This window comes from Rhodococcoides sp. S146-33, assembly GCF_059489205.1.
In genome coordinates, this window is sequence record NZ_JCAJWY010000002.1 from 740,602 (window position 1) to 757,875 (window position 17,274).

Genomic DNA, 17,274 nt, shown 5'->3' on the forward strand with positions numbered 1-17,274 from the left:
AGCCGTGATGTGGCCTTTGTCATAGGCACCCTGAATATGTGTCCGAAAATTCCATTGAGCACAGACCTACCGGCCGGTTACTCTCACTTCAATCTTTGCCGCCGTGCGCCTCAGCCAGCTCCGAAACTCTACGCGCGGCCTCGGCATGCCTCGTAGCGTTCGATCACCGATCTGGAGAACAATGACCGACCTGAGCAAGCCCGCGGCGACCGACGCTCCGCAGAAGCTCGACGGAGCGCTGCTGAAAATTGCCGGCGTCGTGGTGCTCGGCGCGATCATGTCCATCCTCGACGTCACCGTCGTCAGCGTCGCTCTCCGCACATTCACCGACGTCTTCGACACGACGTACGCCAACGCCGCGTGGACCATGACGGGCTACACGCTCGCGCTGGCGACCGTCATACCCCTGACCGGCTGGGCCGCCGATCGCTTCGGAACGAAACGCCTCTACATCACCGCGCTCGTGCTGTTCGTGCTCGGTTCGGTGCTGTGCAGCTTTGCCTGGGACATCACCTCGCTCATCGTGTTCCGAGTGTTGCAAGGTCTCGGAGGCGGCATGCTGATGCCGCTGGGCATGACGATCATGACCCGCGCTGCCGGTCCCGAGCGCATCGGCCGAGTGATGGCCGTGCTGGGTGTTCCCATGCTCATCGGGCCCATCGCCGGCCCCATTCTCGGCGGCTGGCTGATCGAGGCAGCGAGCTGGCACTGGATCTTCCTGATCAACCTGCCGATCGGCATCGTTGCGCTGATTGCCGCGGTGGCCATCTTCCCCAAGGACAACCCGACTCCGTCCGAATCCTTCGACTTCCGCGGCATGCTGATGCTCTCGCCCGGTCTGGCACTGTTTCTCTACGGCGCGTCCTCGGTCGTCGAGACGGAAACCGTCCTCGCTGTGAAAGTGCTGGCTCCGGTCCTCGTCGGCCTGGTGTTGATCGTCCTGTTCGTCTTCCATGCACTCCGGGTGGAGCACCCGTTGATCGATTTGCGACTGTTCAGGAACCGATCGCTGTCCGTAGCCGTGATCACCACGACGCTGTTCATGGTGGCCTTCATGGGCGCGGGCCTGCTGTTCCCCAGTTACTTCCTGCTGCGCGGCGAATCGACTCTGTCGGCTGGGCTCCTGCTCGCCCCGCAGGGCATCGGCGCGATGATCGCGATGCCGATCGCGGGGGTGATCGCCGACAGAACCGGTCCCGGCAGAATCGTGCTCGCGGGCATGGTGCTCATCACCGCGGGCATGGCGGTGTTCACACAGGTAGGCACCAGTACGTCCTACACACTGCTGATCGGCGCTCTGTTCGTCATGGGACTCGGACTCGGTTCGACGATGATGCCGATCATGACGGCGGCTCTGCAGACATTGACCAACGACACCGTCGCTCGCGGCTCCACCTTGATGAACATCGTTCAGCAGGCCGCCGGCTCGATCGGTACGGCTCTGATGTCGGTGGTGCTGACAGCTCAACAGAAGCCCGCACTGACCGCCACCGACCAGGTCGAAGCGTTCGACATCTCGGCCAGAGCCTTCGGTACCACCTTCATGGTTGCCCTGGTTCTCATCGTTGCCACGTTCGTTCCCGCGTTCTTTCTGCCCCGAACCAAGCACGTGAGCGAGGGGGCGGCGGCACCGATCGTCGTGCACTGACGCGCCCGAGATGTCGAACTCTCGCTGATCCGCGGAATGTACGCAAGGATCGAAGCCGTGACGACAATTCTCGCGGTAGCGAATCAGAAGGGCGGCGTGGCCAAGACCACCACGGTGGCCTCGCTCGCAGCAGCGCTCCACGCGCTCGACCGACGTGTCCTGGTGGTCGACCTCGACCCGCAGGGCTGTTTGACGTTCTCTCTGGGGCACAACCCCGACAAGCTCGAATCCTCGGTACACGAGGTTTTGACCGGGGACGCCAAGGTGGAGGATGTGCTGATCGAAACGGCGGAGGGAATCGTCCTGTTGCCGGCCACGATCGATCTCGCCGGTGCCGAGGCGCTGCTGCTGATGCGGGCGGGTCGCGAATTTGCACTGAAGCGTGCGCTCGCTCCCATACTCGACGACTTCGATGTCGTCGTCATCGATTGCCCGCCGTCACTGGGGGTGCTGACTCTCAACGGCCTCACCGCCGCGCAGTCGGTGTTGGTACCTCTGCAGTGCGAAACACTCGCCCATCGGGGAGTGGGTCAGCTGTTGCGAACGGTGTCCGAGGTTCAGCAGATCACCAACCCCGACCTGACGTTGCTCGGTGCGCTCCCCACGTTGTTCGATGCTCGAACCACCCACAGCAGGGACGTACTCGGTGATGTCTCCGACCGATACTCGCTCCCGGTCCTCGCGCCGCCGATCCCGCGGACCGTTCGCTTCGCCGAGGCCAGTGCGTCGGGCGCGACCGTACTGTCGGGACGAAAGAACAAGGGCGCGCAGGCATATCGAGAACTGGCCGAGAACCTCCTGGCGCACTGGAACGACGGAGCCGAGCTGAAGACCTACGATCCAGCCTCGTAGCACCGGTAGTACGACGGCCTGATCAGCCCAGCGCGACCAGGTCGTCGCCGCGCTGCTCGACGATCACATCGCCGATCACCGACGTCTGCACCGGACCGACGTAATCGCCCCGGTCGACGGGTATGTCGTCGATCGACACGCCGGTGGCGAGATCGACCACCGCGATACCGTCGGGTACGGGGACGATGAGTCGGCCGGCCATGACGGTGCCGCTTCCGAGGGCTCCGGGGATGGACCACACGGGGGACAAGCCGGTGGAATCGAGCGCCTGCACCCCGGCACCGGTGAACCAGGTGAACACCGAGCCTGCCTTCGTCGCGGGCAGATTCGGTGACTCCTGCTCGGGGGACACAGACGAAGCCAGGTCGAATTCGGATATCCGCGACGCCGAGTTGTCGTACAGTCCCACTCGATCGGGTGCGCCGTTCTCGGCTGGAAGGTACAGTGCCACAACGCTTTCGGTGACGGCAATGATATGTCCGGCAGTAGGAGAATCGGGCCCGGGAACGAGCTCGGGCACCACCGTCGACCCGTACTCCTCGGGTTCACTCGCGTCCTTGGGAGCAGGGTTGACGAGAGACAAGCGCGCAGCAGCTTCGCCCGGGCATTGCTCCAGCACGGCGGTCCGCGAGTTCGTCGACGCCGAGGACAGCAGCGTGCACCCGGTTCTCGGCTGACTGCCCGGATTGACCGGGGCGTTCACGCGGCCGTATTCGAGGGTGCGCACCATGTCCGATCTCCACAGCTCCATGCGGGTGTTGCCCCTCGACGTCACGTAGGTGCCGTCGGACGACAGGCGAACCGCATCGTCGGCATCGGACGTGCGCTGCGCCTTGCGCTGTCCTGTGGATCCGTCGAGTTCGGTCACCTGGGAGCAACCGCGGTCGTCACGGTAGACCGCGACTGCGGTGTTCCATGCTGCGACCACCGAGCACAGCGGGAGATCGCGCGTGTACGACCAGGACTGTTCACCCGACCGCGGATCGCGGCCGAGGACGGAGCCGCCGTCGGCAGTCACCACCGTGGATCCTGCGACTACGGGAGCCGGGGTACGCGTCGAGTCCGTTGCTGCGCTCGGCGCACGCCACAGCTCGGTCAGCGCGGTGGGTACCGATGCGGCCGGTTCGAGCAGAGGTAGCGGCTCCGCTGCCGACACCGACGTGGTACCGCGGGCGTCGCCGGTCAACCAGGCAACGCTCGCGGCCACGACCACCACCACTGCAATGACGGCGGCGACGACGAGGTCGTTTCTTGTCCGACGTTCTGGAGCCAACACGAAGGAAGACTATTCCGAAGCGCCCGCAGTCGACGGTCCGGCATCGGCCGAGGATCCGCTGGAGCGACGGCGCCTGCGGCGGCGTGGGGCAGTCTTGGTGGCCGTGTCTGCGGATGCCGCATCGGCCGTATCGGCTTGTCCGACAACCGAAGTGGCGGCAGAGTCGGAATCGTTCGACGCCGAGGCGGAGCCTGTGGTGTTGTCGCCGCCCTGCCCTGCGCGAGTGCGACGGCGACTGCGTGAGCGGCGGGGCTTGGTCGCCGACGACGCGTCGGTGGCAGGCGCTCCCGCAGCGGTCTCGCCGTCTTCCTCCACCTTCTCCGGGGCACGCGAGGGGGCTGTGCGTACGGTGCCGGTGGCGTCGGTGGCGATACCGAGGTCGGTGAACAGGTGCGGTGAGCTCGAGTACGTCTCGACCGGATCAGGCATACCGAGACCGAGCGCCTTGTCGATCAGCTGCCAGCGGGGGATGTCGTCCCAGTCGACCAGGGTGACTGCGATGCCGGTGCGTCCAGCACGGCCGGTGCGACCGATGCGGTGCACGTAGGTCTTCTCGTCCTCGGGGCACTGGTAGTTGATGACGTGGGTGACGTCGTCGATGTCGATTCCGCGCGCTGCGACATCGGTGGCGACGAGGACGTCGATCTTCCCGGTGCGGAACGCCTTGAGAGCCTTCTCGCGTTGGACCTGACCGAGGTCACCGTGAACGGCACCGACCGAGTAGCCGCGCTCGGCAAGCTCGTCGGCGACCTTCTGGGCGGTGCGTTTGGTGCGAGTGAACACCATCGTCGCGCCGCGACCCTCGGCCTTAAGGACCTTGGCGACCATCTCGACCTTGTCCAGTGCGTGCGCCCGGTAGACGTGCTGAGCGGTGCGGTCGTGGACGGCGGACGACTCCGCTTCCTCGGCCCTGATGTGCGTCGGCTGCGTCAGGAACGTGCGAGCCAGCGTGATGATCGGGCCGGGCATCGTGGCGGAGAACAGCATCGTCTGACGCTTGTCGGGGACCATGCCCAGGATGCGTTCGATGTCGGGCAGGAACCCGAGGTCGAGCATCTCGTCGGCTTCGTCGAGAACCAGCACGCCGACCTTGCCGAGGATCAGGTGATTCTGCTTGGCGAGATCGAGCAGACGACCGGGAGTTCCGACGACGACGTCGACCCCGTTCTGCAGCGCGCTGATCTGAGCCTCGTACGGGCGGCCACCGTAGATGGAGAGCACCTTGACGGGGCCGTTGGCACCGCTGAGGTACTTCGAGGCGTTCTCGAGGTCGGAGCTGACCTGGACACACAGTTCACGGGTCGGCACGATGATCAGGGCACGCGGGGTGCCGTCGAGCGGTGAGGTGCCGGAGTTCTCGGTGGCGAGCCGGTGCAGCAGTGGAACACCGAAGCCGAACGTCTTGCCCATACCGGTACGTGCTTGACCGATGAGGTCGTCGCCCGCGATGGCGAGCGGCAGCGTCAGCTCCTGGATGGCGAAGGTGCGCTCGATTCCTATCTCGGACAGAGCCCGAACGATGGCTGCGTCGACGTTCAGCTCCGCGAACGTCGGAGGTATGTGGGTGTCGTCCAACTGGGCCGACAACGTAGTGTCGCCGGTCTCGGATTCTTGGTCGATGACTATCTTGCTCAGGGGACTGGCCTTCCTCGTGTTCGAACGCGCGCACAAGGAAGGGCACAGGCCTATTGCCGGCCGAAGTCGATGCCCTCAATCCGATGTGATGTCGCCGTCAGCCTCAGCGCGGCCACGGACTGCGATGTCCGCTGCGGCGAAGCTGTCGAGGCGACCCGGATCAGGTGCGCGCACATTATCGATGACCATCGCGTGTTCTTCGGTCCGTTCCATCGGTCCGCGAGCGACGATCGAGCACCATGGTAGCTTGCCGAGCCGAATTCACCATCGTCGGCCGGTCACGGCAGGTACGACGCGCGCCGCGGCGGGGCGTCGCGCACGGGACTACGATTGCCACCCATGGGAGCCCACTCGCCGGAGTCGTCGTCGTCCATAGATGCATCCACCACGCTCGTCGAGCCGGCCGAGCCGGCCATCGCGCACGATCACCCGGGAGTTCCGGACTTGTTCGCGGTCCTCGCCTACGGCGAGATCTCGGCCTTCTATCGGCTGGCCGAGGATGCGCGAATGGCGCCGTCGATGGAGGGGCGCGTGGCCCTGGCCAGCATGGCGGCGGCGGAGATGAGCCACTTCGAGACGCTGGAGCGAGCGTTGTCCGTTCGGGGTCTCGACGTCTATGCCTCGATGGCTCCGTTCGTGCGTGCTCTGGACGAGTACCACGCATCGACCACTCCGTCGACTTGGTTGGAGTCCCTGGTCAAGGCCTACGTGGGCGACGGGATCGCAGCGGACTTCTACCGGCAGATCGCGCACAGCCTCGATCCCGACGTCGCGGAGATCGTGCGAGACGTACTGGCCGAGACCGGACATTCGGAGTTCGTCGTCCACGAAGTGTCCGAGCGGGTTCGTGCGAGCTCGCAGGACAAGGCGCGGCTGATGCTGTGGGGCCGCCGTCTGCTCGGCGAAGCCATCACCCAGGCGCAGTTCGTGCTCGCACAGCGCGAGTCGTTGACCGATCTCGTCATCACCGCCTCGGGCGACCTCAACGGGGTGGTCGCGTTGTTCGATCGGATGCAGGAACAGCACTCGGAGCGGATGTCCTCGCTCGGCCTGGACTGACGCGTCCGGTGCCGTGTTCGCTGACAGCACAGGGCGTCGGTCGGCTGGGCCGATCTCGCTGCACTAGCCTGGCGTGAGCAGAGTTGTCGAGAGTTCGGAGGTTGACCGTGGAGGTCAAGATCGGTGTTTCGGAGAGTTCCCGTGAGCTCGTCGTGAACAGCACGCAGTCCCCGGCCGAGGTCGAAGCGCTCGTATCGACCGCCTTCGCCGGTAAGGACGGAGTGCTGTCGTTGGAGGACGAGAAGGGACGCAAGTACTTGATCCAGGCCGCCAAGGTGTCGTACGTCGAGATCGGCCCGTCCGATGCTCGAAAGGTCGGATTCGCGACCTCCTGAGACCGCCGGGATATACACACGCCCCTCACTCGACGTCGAGTGAGGGGCGTGTGGTGTAAGCGAACAGAAATTTCTACGGGGCTTGCAACGGCACGTGGGACAGACCGCCCCAGGCCAGCGACACGGTGGTGTCGACCGCGTCTTCCTTCGATATGGGCCGGTCGGCTTCCAGCCAGTATCGGGCGGTGAACTGGCTCGCTCCGACCAGACCGACGGCGAGCACCCTGGCCCGGTACGGATCGAGTCCGGAGTCGTGAGCGACAAGATCGAAGACGGCGTCGACGCACGCTTCGGTTGCCTGTTCGACGCGTGAGTTGACCTGAGGATCGCCCATCAGATCGGACTCGAACACCAGGCGGAAGCCCTGAGTGTCGGTGTCCACGAAGTCGTAGAACGCCAGCACCGCGGCGCGTACGCGCTGTCGGTTGTCGGTGGTCGAGCGAAGAGCCTGGCGAACGCCCGCGATCAATGTGTCGACGTAGCTCTGCAGTACCGCCAGGTAGAGCTCGAGCTTTCCGGGGAAGTGCTGATACAGGACCGGTTTGCTGACACCCGCGCACTCGGCGATCTCGTCCATTCCGGACGCGTGATATCCGCGGGTCACGAATATTTCGCTCGCAGCGGCGAGCAGCTGCGCCCGACGGGCATCGCGCGGCAGCCGTGCGCTGCGTCGATTGCCGGTAGTGGCCGGCCGGTCCGAGGACCTCCGGTCGTCGAGATCTGTCATCAGTTCCGTTCCCATCCGCGTCGCCTACTGCGCTCGTCTTGGTTCGACAGCGAGCGATCCGTCGTGAACTTCCGGCGGGTGGCCATCGGTTCGGATCACTCGTAGCGCAGATCACGGGCAACGATACGCGTGGCGTCTCGCACGGTCGGGATCCTGGGGGACCGGACGCGAATTGCGTCGAAGCCGGATCGCGTCCGACGGTTTGTTTGTAGGATGTTTCCGTACCGAGAACCCGATAGTTCCGGTCTCGTTGTCGGCGTGCCGAACGGCGAGCGGTGAGGATTGTGAGATCGTGATCGAGTGACTGACCGAGGCGGGCCGCGTATCCGCGGTGGGGTGCAGTCGGGCGGCGTCGACGACCAGTACGACGACCGGTTGGACGATATTCCACGCACGGTGGGTAGCCGCGGATCTCATCAACCACTGCGCGCGCAGTGGGATCCGACGCAGCGTGAAGTAAAGCAACGCACTCCTCGACCCGACCGCGACGTTCGCAAACAGAGCAAGATCGGAAAGTTCGCTTCGACCTACGGCTGGCGGGCATACGCGGTACCCATCCTGATCGTGGTCACCGCGCTCGTGGTCTTCGACGCGGTGCGCACCGGCGATCCGGTCACCGGCAACGTTGCGCAGTCCACCAATGCAGATCCCGGATTCGGCACTCTGAGCTCCGATACGACGTCGGGGACCGGAGTTATCGGTGTCCCGCCACAGGCGGACGGCAATTTCGCGTCGTCGATCTCCTCGGGTGAACTACCGGACGGCGGCCCCTTCGCGGTCCAAGGTGCCGGAACGTGGCACACCGTGGCCGGTTCCACCGAACAGGTGGGCCAGGGGACCGAGCGGGTGTTCACGTACACGGTCGAGGTGGAGGACGGTGTCGACACGGTCGGATTCGGCGGCGACGAGTCGTTCGGCCGTCTGGTGGACCAGACGCTCGCCAATCCCAAGAGTTGGACGAACGACCCGCGATTCGCGTTTCGGCGAATCGATCAGGGTGACCCCGATTTCAGGATCTCTCTGACGTCGCAGATGTCGATCCGGCAGGCGTGCGGTTACGACATTCAACTCGAGGTCTCCTGCTACAACCCGGGCATCGAACGAGTCGTTCTGAACGAGCCGAGATGGGTTCGCGGAGCGATCTCGTTCCAAGGCGACATCGGCTCGTACCGCCAGTATCAGATCAACCACGAGGTTGGTCACGCAATCGGCTACCAGCAGCATCAGCCGTGCGAGGCCGACGGTGGCCTGGCGCCGGTGATGATGCAACAGACCTTCGGCACGTCCAACGACGACATCGCGCGCTTGGATCCGGAAGGCGTCGTACCCATGGACGGCAAGACATGTCGATTCAATCCGTGGCCGTACCCGCGATCGTGATCGGCTGGGTTTCGGCGTAGCCGGGGATTAGATTCGAACACGGCGATCGGGATCACCGGCCGTCGTGTCGATTCGAGGAGCGTCGCTGCACGTGGTCCACCTACCTCCGCTGGTCGAACCCGCGGGCGAACTGACGCCCGAGGACGTCGCGCGATACAGCCGTCATCTGATTATTCCCAGCGTGGGGATGGATGGTCAGAAGCGCCTGCGCAACGCCCGTGTACTCGTCATCGGTGCCGGGGGACTGGGTTCACCTGCATTGCTCTACTTGGCAGCCGCTGGTGTCGGGACTCTGGGAATCGTCGAATTCGACGAGGTCGAACTGTCCAATTTGCAACGACAGATCATCCACGGCCGATCCGACGTGGGTCGTTCGAAAGCCGACAGTGCCATGGACTCGATACTCGAGCTCAACGACGGCGTCGAGGTGACGCTGCACCGTGTTCGGCTCGACTCGTCCAACGCGGTCGAGCTGTTCGCGCACTACGACCTCGTGCTCGATGGAACCGACAACTTCGCTACTCGATACCTCGTGAACGACGCGGCCGCACTGGTGGGCATCCCGTACGTGTGGGGTTCGATCTATCGGTTCGAAGGCCAGGTGTCGGTGTTCTGGGATGCAGCGCCTGGGGGAGTCGGCATCAACTATCGCGACCTGTACCCCGAGGCTCCGCCGCCGGGAATGGTGCCGTCGTGTGCAGAAGGTGGCGTACTGGGAGTGCTGTGCGCTTCGATCGGTTCGATCATGGTGACCGAGGCCATCAAGTTGATCACCGGAATCGGCGAGACGCTGTTGGGTCGATTGATGATCTACGACGCACTGGCGATGAGCTACAGAACGGTGCGGTTGACCCGCGATCTGCATCGAACTCCGATTACCGAGTTGATCGACTACGAGGCATTCTGCGGAGTTGTCTCGGCTGCCGAATCCGCCGGCGAGGAAGTCACTCCGGTGCAGCTCCGGGCGATGATGGAGTCCGGGCGCGAGGTAGCTCTCATCGACGTGCGTGAACCGGTCGAGTGGGACATCGTTCGCATCGACGGCGCACGCCTGATTCCCAAGGATCGAATCCTCTCCGGTGCGGCCATGGCCGAGCTGCCGCAGCACGTGCCGATCGTGCTCTACTGCAAAACCGGTATCAGGTCCGCGGAGGTGCTCGATGCAGTGGTCGGTGCCGGTTTTTCCGACGCGTCCCATCTGCGAGGCGGAATAGTGGAGTGGGCCAAGCAAATCGACCCCGGTTTGCCTATCTACTGAGGCGGTGCGCGTGTGCGCGTCGTCCGCAGTGGCGCAGCGATCGGCGGTAGCGTGGCGAGCGTGAGCTCTGTCGAACCTCCTCAGCACGTGATCTCTACGTTCGGGCTGCGCGATGTCGAGCCGGCACCCCTCGGAGCGGACTGGGACGGAGGGTGGCGTTTGGGTGATGTCGTGCTGTCTCCGGTAGCAGACCACGCCCGCGCAGCCTGGTCGGCCAAGGTGCGTGAGACGTTGACGGTCGACGGAGTTCGTCTCGCTCGCCCTGTTCGGTCCACCGACGGTCGGTACGTCGTGTCTGGCTGGCGTGCAGACACGTTCGTCGCCGGCGAACCCGAGCCCCGGCACGACGAGGTGGTCTCGTTGTCGTTGCGTCTGCACTCGGCGACGGCGCAACTCGAGCGCCCTCGCTTCTTGGTTCAGCCACCCGTTGCGCCGTGGGCGGATGTGGACGTGTTCGTTGCAGCCGACAGAGCCGCGTGGGAAGCCGTCCCGCTCCGGTCGGCGCGCGGTGCAGGCGCACCCGAGCCGTCCTCCAGTGACGGCAAAAGCAGTCTCGAATTGGTCAAACAACTTGCGACACTGCGCAAACCCGTCGAGTCGCCGGATCAACTGGTACACGGTGACCTGTTCGGAACGGTGCTGTTCTCGGGCAGCGACGCACCCGGAATAAGCGACATCACCCCGTATTGGCGGCCGGCACCGTGGGCTGCCGGCGTGGCGGTGGTGGATGCGCTGTCTTGGGGGGACGCCGACGACGGCCTGGTGGGTCGCTGGGACGATCTACCCGAGTGGCCACAGATGTTGCTGCGCGCGTTGATGTTTCGTCTCGCCGTTCACGCGCTTCATCCGCGTTCGACGTCGGAGGCCTTTCCTGGTCTGGCTCGAACAGCGGACCTGGTGCGCCTCATTCTGTGAATTCCGCTGCGCCGGCCGGTTGTTCGGACAGTTCGTGGAACAGTGATCGGGCGGCATCCGTCGCTCGAGCGGCGTCACCGTCGATGACTGCCTCGACCAGCGCGGTGTGCTCGGCCACGTAGTCGTCGTCGTGGTCGAGGAAATGATCCGTCATCGCCTCGTGGATGACCGGAAGCAGCGAGTCGTAGAACTCCAGATAGATGGCGTTGTGGCTTGCTGCGACGATGGCGCGATGCAGCTGCGCGTCGATCCGGACGGCGTCCGCGAGAGGGGCCTCGTCCGACCACGCCGCGTTGCGATCCTCGAGCGCGCCCAGCATGACTCGTATATCTTCGTGGTCGCGTCGATCCGCGGCGAGCGCGGCCGCAGTGACTTCGAGTGTCTCGCGGAGTTCGGTGACGTCACGGTGCCGGGCATCGGAGAAGTACTTACCCAGGGTGCCGCCGAGGTCCGAGCAGGTCATGACGAACGTGCCCGAACCCTGCCTTCGCTCGACCATGCCGGCGTGTACGAGAGCCTGGACCGCTTCGCGAACGGTGTTTCGGCCGGTGCCGGTGATTTCGCAGAGTTCCGGCTCGGTGGGGATGCGGGTGCCCACCGGCCATCTCTGCGACGTGATCTCGTCGCGCAACTGAGCGGTGACCTGGGTGATCAGGCTCGATCGCTGGACCTGCCGCACGTGGGCTCCTCGGGCTGTGAATGTTTTGCCGTCGATAGTAATGCTTTGCACCCGATGATCCGGTCATCCTATGATTACGTGGTGAGTGCGCTTACCGTATCCGAGACCACCCCGACCGGCATTTCGCTCGTTCGCGGCCGCATATTGGTATTCGCCGCCATCGTCCTTTCCGCCCTGACGCTGCGCGCTGCGGTGACGTCGATCAGTCCGCTGTTCGGCAGGATCGGAACCGACCTCCACTTCGGATCCTCGGTGATCGGCGTCGTCGGTATGTTGCCGCCGGCGATGTTCGCCGTGTTCGGATTGGCGACGCCGTTTCTCGCCAAGCGCACAGGCCTCGAGCGAGCTGCGCTGCTGGCCATGGCACTCACCACCCTCGGTATGGCCACTCGGGCGTTTGCACCGAACACCGTCTCGTTGCTCGTGCTGTCCGCGATCGCCCTCGCGGGCATGGGGATCGGGAATGTCGTCATCCCGCCTCTGGTGAAGCGGTACTTCTCGGATCGACTCGCGTTGGTCAGCACCATCTACATCTGTGTCATGCAGGTCAGCACCATGGTTCCGCCTCTGCTGGCTGTGCCTGTGGCCGACGCTCATGGTTGGCGCGTGTCCATCGGCGTCTGGGCTGTCGTCGGACTGGCCGCGGCGTTGCCGTGGCTCGGAGTGGTGGTGGCCCGACGCGGCCGCGACGCAGACGACGTGTCGGGCGAGGCCGGATCGGCGGCGGTCCATGTCGAACCGGCCGGTCGAATCCACCGGTCCCCGCTGGCGTGGGGGATGGTGATGATGTTTGCGATGACGTCGCTGATCACGTACTCGATGCTCACCTGGCTGCCGACACTGCTGATCGACTCGGGAATCGGTGAAGGGTTGGCCGGCGCTTCGGTCGCCGCTTTCGGCGCGATGGGCTTGGTCACGTCGTTGGCTACTCCGACTCTCTGCGCGAAGATGCGCAATCCGTTCGGCCTCGTTGTCGTCGCCGCGGTCTGCTATTTCGGCGGCTTCTCCGGTCTGCACTGGTCGCCTGCGGCCGGAACCGTGCTGTGGGTGTGCCTGATAGGGCTCGGCACGATGACTTTTCCGATGTCGCTGACGCTGATCAACCTCAGAACCCGTTCTGCGGTGGGTTCGTCCTCGTTGTCGGGGTTCACCCAGGGGCTGGGTTATGTGGTGTCCTCGACCGGACCGATCCTGTTCGGTGTGTTGCACACCGCATCCGGTGGATGGGGTCTGCCGTTGGCTCTGCTGACCGGATGTGTGGCTGTTCTCCTGGTCGGAGGATTCTTGTGCTGTCGACCGAGAATGCTCGAAGACACCTGGTGACCCGTCCCGGCCGTTGATGCTTCATCTCACGTTCGTCCGCAACCGCGCGTGAGACCAAGTTAATCAGCGAGTCACCGCAGGCAGCGCCGCGGCAACATGGCTTTTCTATGTTCGGTCCACACACCGATCAGGAGGCCACCCGTGACCAGCCTTTCTCGTAGCGCTTCGGCAGACGCCGACTCAGCGACCACCGCGTCCGTTCCCCCCGGAACCGTTCCGGTTTCCGTGAACCATCACATTGCGCACTGGAATTCCGAGGACGTCGAGGCCTGGGAGGCCGGTGGCAAGCAGATTGCCAAGCGCAACCTGATCTGGTCGGTCATCGCCGAGCACGTCGGGTTCTCGATCTGGTCCATCTGGTCGGTGATGGTGCTGTTCATGCCGCTGTCGGTCTACGGTATCGACGCGGCAGGAAAATTCTTCCTCGTGGCCGTCCCCACGCTCGTCGGTGCCATCCTGCGGATTCCGTACACCTTCGCCACCGCCAAGTTCGGTGGGCGTAACTGGACCATCTTCAGCGCCTTGGTGCTGTTGATCCCCACCGTGTTGACGATGTACTTCATGCTCAATCCGGCGTCCTACACCACGTACATCATCGTCGCGGCGTTCGCCGGCCTCGGCGGCGGCAACTTCGCATCCTCCATGACGAACATCAATGCGTTCTATCCCCAGCGCGAAAAGGGATGGGCGCTCGGACTCAACGCGGGCGGCGGCAACATCGGTGTCCCCGTCATCCAGCTCATCGGCTTGTTGGTCATCGCTACCATCGGCAACACCGCACCCGAGATCGTCTGTGCCGTGTACCTCGTGTTCATCGCGATCGCCGCCGTCGGTGCCGCGTTGTACATGGACAACCTCGACAACCAGAAGACCAACGGCCGCTCCATGATCGACGTGCTGAAGTTCTCCGACGCGTGGTGGATCGCGTTCCTCTACATCGGAACCTTCGGGTCGTTCATCGGCTTCAGTTTCGCGTTCGGTCAGGTGTTGCAGATCAACTTCCTCGCCGGACTCACCGACGGGGCACCGGCAACCCCTGCGCTGCAGGCGCAGGCTTCGCTGCAGGCCGCTCAGATCGCCTTTCTCGGTCCATTGCTGGGATCGCTGTCGCGGCCGTTCGGCGGCAAGCTGGCAGACAAGATCGGCGGCGGCAAGATCACCCTGTACACGTTCGTGGCCATGACCTTCTCCACCGGCATCCTGGTTGCGGCCAGCACGTGGGACGACTCGACGCCCGGCGCGGCCAGCGGCACTGTCATGGTGCTCTTCGTCATCGGGTTCATCGCGCTCTTCTTGCTCTCGGGCTTGGGCAACGGGTCGGTCTACAAGATGATCCCCGCCATCTTCGCCGCGAAATCGGTTCAGCTTCAGGGCATGACGGTCGACGAGCAGCAGCACTGGTCGCGCAAGATGTCCGGAGCCCTCATCGGCATCGCCGGTGCGATCGGAGCTCTCGGCGGCGTCGGAATCAACCTGGTTCTGCGGGCGTCGTATTCGGGCACCGCGAAGTCCGCGACCACCGCGTTCTGGGTGTTTCTCGGCTTCTACATCGTGTGCGCGATCGTCACCTGGGCGATCTACCTGCGCAAAACCAACTCTGCCGACGCCGACGCACCGGTAGCCGTCTGACGCCCCATTGCAGGCGCACTCGAAACCTCTGCACGGCAACGAATATCGGAAGGACCCGCAATGAAGAGCGCGGTAGTGGTAGGTCACGGAATGGTCGGACACCGATTCGTCGAGGCGTTGCGTGCGCGCGACGATGCGGCCGAGTGGAAGGTGACGGTGCTCTGCGAGGAGGCCCTTGCCGCGTACGACCGAGTTGGTCTGTCGTCCTACGTCGGTGCCTGGGACCACAAGGAACTGGCGTTGGCGGGCAACGACTATCCCGGCGACACACTCGTCGAGATGCGTACCGGAGTGCGGGCAGATCGCATCGACCGTGACCACCGCACCGTCGTCACTTCCGCGGGGGACACGGTCGAGTACGACGCGCTCGTGCTCGCCACGGGGTCGTATCCATTCGTGCCACCGATCCCCGGGCACGACCTCCCGGCCTGCTTCGTCTACCGCACCCTCGACGACCTGGACAAGATTCGAGCGCGGGCAGACGCCGCAGGACCGGGTGCCGTGGGAGTCGTCGTCGGCGGCGGATTGCTCGGTCTCGAAGCCGCGAATGCGCTGCAGAAGATGGGCATGACCCCGCACGTGATCGAGTTCGCTCCTCGGTTGATGCCGCTGCAGGTGGACGAGGGCGGAGGCGCGCTGCTGGCTCGTCTCGTCACCGAACTCGGATTGAACGTTCATGTGGGAGTGGGCACGTCGTCGATCTCCGAGAACGACAGCGCCGGTCTGACGGTCGAACTGAGCGACGGCAGCACTATCGACGCCGCGCTGTTGGTCTTCTCCGCCGGTGTGCGTCCCCAGGATCGGCTGGCCCGCGAGAGTGGTCTCGAGGTCGGCGAGCGCGGCGGCATCATGGTCGACATCGGTTGCACTACATCCGATCCCGCCGTCTACGCGATCGGGGAGTGTGCCGCAGTCGAGGGCCGATGCTACGGTCTCGTTGCCCCTGGTTACTCGACGGCAGAGGTGGTGGCCGACCGATTGCTCGGTGGCGCAGCGCAATTCCCCGGTGCCGACATGTCGACCAAACTCAAGCTCATGGGCGTCGACGTTGCGAGCTTCGGCGACGCGATGGCTGCCACACCGGGTGCGCTCGAAGTGGTGTTCAGCGATGCGCCCAAGGGCACGTACGCCAAGCTCGTCGTGACCGACGACGCGAAGACCCTTCTCGGCGGCATCCTCGTCGGCGATGCTTCCGCGTACTCGCTGCTGCGTCCGCTCGTCGGACGTGAACTGCCCGGCGACCCGGGAGCCCTGATCTCACCGGCAGCCGAACAGGTCGGGATCGGTGCACTGCCTGACGACGCCGAGATCTGCTCCTGCAACGGCGTGAGCAAGGGCGCCATCTGCTCGGCGATCGCCGACGGGGCCTGCGATCTGGCGGCCGTGAAGAACTGCACCACCGCGGGCACCACGTGTGGCGGATGCCTGCCCTCGATCAAGTCACTGCTCGCGGCGTCGGGAGTCGTGCTCTCGAAGTCGTTGTGCGAGCACTTCTCTCAGTCCAGGGCCGAGCTGTTCGAGATCGTTCGGGCCACGAATACCCGCACCTTCTCGTCGCTGATCGCCAAGTACGGCAAGGGAACCGGCTGTGACATCTGCAAGCCCGTCGTCGCGTCGATCCTCGCATCGACGTCCTCCGATCACATTCTGGACGGCGAGCAGGCCTCGCTGCAGGACACCAACGATCACTTCCTGGCCAACATCCAGAAGAACGGCACGTACTCGGTGGTGCCGCGGATGCCCGGCGGTGAGTGCACGCCCGAGCAGCTCATCGTCATCGGCGAGGTCGCTCGTGATTTCGGGCTGTACACCAAGGTGACGGGCGGGCAGCGCATCGATATGTTCGGTGCCCGCGTCGAGCAGCTGCCTGCGATCTGGAAGCGCCTCGTCGATGCAGGCATGGAATCGGGTCAGGCATACGGGAAGTCGCTGCGCACGGTGAAGAGCTGTGTCGGCTCCAGCTGGTGCCGGTACGGGGTGCAGGATTCGGTGGGGATGGCCGTCGACCTCGAGAACCGCTATCGAGGGCTGAGGTCCCCGCACAAGATCAAGTTCGGGGTCTCGGGCTGCGCACGAGAATGCGCCGAGGCCCGTGGCAAGGACGTCGGCATCATCGCGACGGAGGGTGGTTGGAACCTCTATGTCGGCGGAAACGGTGGACAGTCACCCAAGCACGCTCAGTTGCTCGCCTCCAACCTCGACGACGCCACACTGGTCAGCTTCATCGACCGCTACCTGATGTTCTACGTCCGCACCGCAGATCGACTGCAGCGGACCGCGCCGTGGCTCGAGTCGCTCGACGGGGGACTCGATCATCTCAGAGCCGTCGTGGTCGACGACAGCCTCGGCATCGGTGCCGAGCTCGAAGCCGACATGGAGCGACACGTCGCCGGCTACAAGGACGAGTGGGCAGGCGTGCTCGAGGACGACGAGAAGCTCGGTCGATTCGTCTCGTTCGTCAATGCCCCGAGCGAGGCCGATCCGACCATCGCGTTCGACGAGTCCGGAGTCCGCAAGGTCCCGGTGTTGATGGGAATGCCGCGCGTCGGGGCGTAGGC

14 protein-coding genes are annotated in these 17,274 nt (G+C 64.6%); 10 read left to right on the top strand and 4 right to left on the bottom strand.

The features are described 5' to 3' along the window. Positions 1–181: 181 nt before the first annotated feature. Together AC5WEY_RS11965 and AC5WEY_RS11970 are read left to right on the top strand one after the other, a co-directional pair. Positions 182–1,648, top strand: a complete 1,467-nt coding sequence (locus AC5WEY_RS11965; protein WP_495646056.1) for a DHA2 family efflux MFS transporter permease subunit — start codon at positions 182–184, stop codon at positions 1,646–1,648. A 57-nt stretch (positions 1,649–1,705) separates the two neighbouring features. Further along, positions 1,706–2,500 carry a ParA family protein gene (locus AC5WEY_RS11970; RefSeq protein ID WP_495646057.1) on the top strand — a complete coding sequence of 265 codons (795 nt, stop codon included), beginning with the start codon at positions 1,706–1,708 and terminating at the stop codon, positions 2,498–2,500. A 22-nt stretch (positions 2,501–2,522) separates the two neighbouring features. Here the strand turns inward: AC5WEY_RS11970 and AC5WEY_RS11975 are convergent, their stop codons facing one another. After that, entirely contained in the window at positions 2,523–3,776 is a 1,254-nt protein-coding gene (locus AC5WEY_RS11975) for an Rv3212 family protein (protein ID WP_495646058.1), read from the bottom strand. Between the two features lie 9 nt (positions 3,777–3,785). After that, positions 3,786–5,447 (bottom strand): DEAD/DEAH box helicase, encoded by a 1,662-nt coding sequence (locus AC5WEY_RS11980; protein ID WP_495646059.1) that lies wholly within the window; start codon positions 5,445–5,447, stop codon positions 3,786–3,788. 303 nt (positions 5,448–5,750) lie between these two features. Here AC5WEY_RS11980 and AC5WEY_RS11985 point away from each other — a divergent pair, with 303 nt between their 5' ends. Together AC5WEY_RS11985 and AC5WEY_RS11990 are read left to right on the top strand one after the other, a co-directional pair. Continuing rightward, complete coding sequence (locus AC5WEY_RS11985) at positions 5,751–6,470, top strand: ferritin-like fold-containing protein (RefSeq protein ID WP_032376916.1); 720 nt, start codon at positions 5,751–5,753, stop codon at positions 6,468–6,470. Positions 6,471–6,577: 107 nt separating this feature from the next. Continuing rightward, the gene (locus AC5WEY_RS11990; protein WP_200936588.1) at positions 6,578–6,805 is read left to right on the top strand and encodes a DUF3107 domain-containing protein; all 228 of its coding nucleotides are present in this window, start codon (positions 6,578–6,580) and stop codon (positions 6,803–6,805) included. A gap of 73 nt (positions 6,806–6,878) precedes the next feature. Here AC5WEY_RS11990 and fasR read toward each other — a convergent pair whose 3' ends face one another. After that, entirely contained in the window at positions 6,879–7,532 is a 654-nt protein-coding gene (gene fasR, locus AC5WEY_RS11995; protein WP_032378141.1) for an HTH-type transcriptional activator FasR, read from the bottom strand. Between the two features lie 300 nt (positions 7,533–7,832). Between fasR and AC5WEY_RS12000 the strand changes: the two genes are divergently transcribed. From AC5WEY_RS12000 to AC5WEY_RS12010, 3 genes are all read left to right on the top strand, one after another. Continuing rightward, positions 7,833–8,912 carry a DUF3152 domain-containing protein gene (locus tag AC5WEY_RS12000; protein WP_495646060.1) on the top strand — a complete coding sequence of 360 codons (1,080 nt, stop codon included), beginning with the start codon at positions 7,833–7,835 and terminating at the stop codon, positions 8,910–8,912. A 91-nt stretch (positions 8,913–9,003) separates the two neighbouring features. Continuing rightward, positions 9,004–10,170, top strand: coding sequence for an adenylyltransferase/sulfurtransferase MoeZ (moeZ, locus tag AC5WEY_RS12005; RefSeq protein WP_495646540.1), 1,167 nt, complete (start codon positions 9,004–9,006; stop codon positions 10,168–10,170). Positions 10,171–10,230: 60 nt separating this feature from the next. Continuing rightward, a complete protein-coding gene (locus AC5WEY_RS12010; protein WP_032403554.1) occupies positions 10,231–11,085 on the top strand; it encodes a TIGR02569 family protein in 855 nt (284 codons plus the stop codon). On the opposite strand, the gene AC5WEY_RS12015 is transcribed toward AC5WEY_RS12010, so the two are convergent. Further along, positions 11,075–11,764: a FadR/GntR family transcriptional regulator gene (locus AC5WEY_RS12015; RefSeq protein ID WP_495646061.1), complete on the bottom strand. Its 690-nt coding sequence runs from the start codon at positions 11,762–11,764 to the stop codon at positions 11,075–11,077. The genes AC5WEY_RS12010 and AC5WEY_RS12015 overlap by 11 nt on opposite strands. A gap of 81 nt (positions 11,765–11,845) precedes the next feature. Here AC5WEY_RS12015 and AC5WEY_RS12020 point away from each other — a divergent pair, with 81 nt between their 5' ends. From AC5WEY_RS12020 to nirB, 3 genes are all read left to right on the top strand, one after another. After that, positions 11,846–13,087, top strand: coding sequence for an MFS transporter (locus AC5WEY_RS12020; RefSeq protein ID WP_495646062.1), 1,242 nt, complete (start codon positions 11,846–11,848; stop codon positions 13,085–13,087). 225 nt (positions 13,088–13,312) lie between these two features. Further along, positions 13,313–14,716: a nitrate/nitrite transporter gene (locus AC5WEY_RS12025; protein ID WP_495646541.1), complete on the top strand. Its 1,404-nt coding sequence runs from the start codon at positions 13,313–13,315 to the stop codon at positions 14,714–14,716. Between the two features lie 60 nt (positions 14,717–14,776). Continuing rightward, positions 14,777–17,272 (top strand): nitrite reductase large subunit NirB, encoded by a 2,496-nt coding sequence (gene nirB / locus AC5WEY_RS12030; protein ID WP_495646063.1) that lies wholly within the window; start codon positions 14,777–14,779, stop codon positions 17,270–17,272. The last annotated feature ends 2 nt before the right edge of the window (positions 17,273–17,274 follow it).

Coding starts and splice junctions, on each gene's coding strand:
- AC5WEY_RS11965 (WP_495646056.1), top strand. CDS start 182: ATGACCGACCTGAGCAAGCCCGCGGCGACCGACGCTCCGCAGAAGCTC.
- AC5WEY_RS11985 (WP_032376916.1), top strand. CDS start 5,751: ATGGGAGCCCACTCGCCGGAGTCGTCGTCGTCCATAGATGCATCCACC.
- fasR (WP_032378141.1), bottom strand. CDS start 7,532: ATGACAGATCTCGACGACCGGAGGTCCTCGGACCGGCCGGCCACTACC.
- nirB (WP_495646063.1), top strand. CDS start 14,777: ATGAAGAGCGCGGTAGTGGTAGGTCACGGAATGGTCGGACACCGATTC.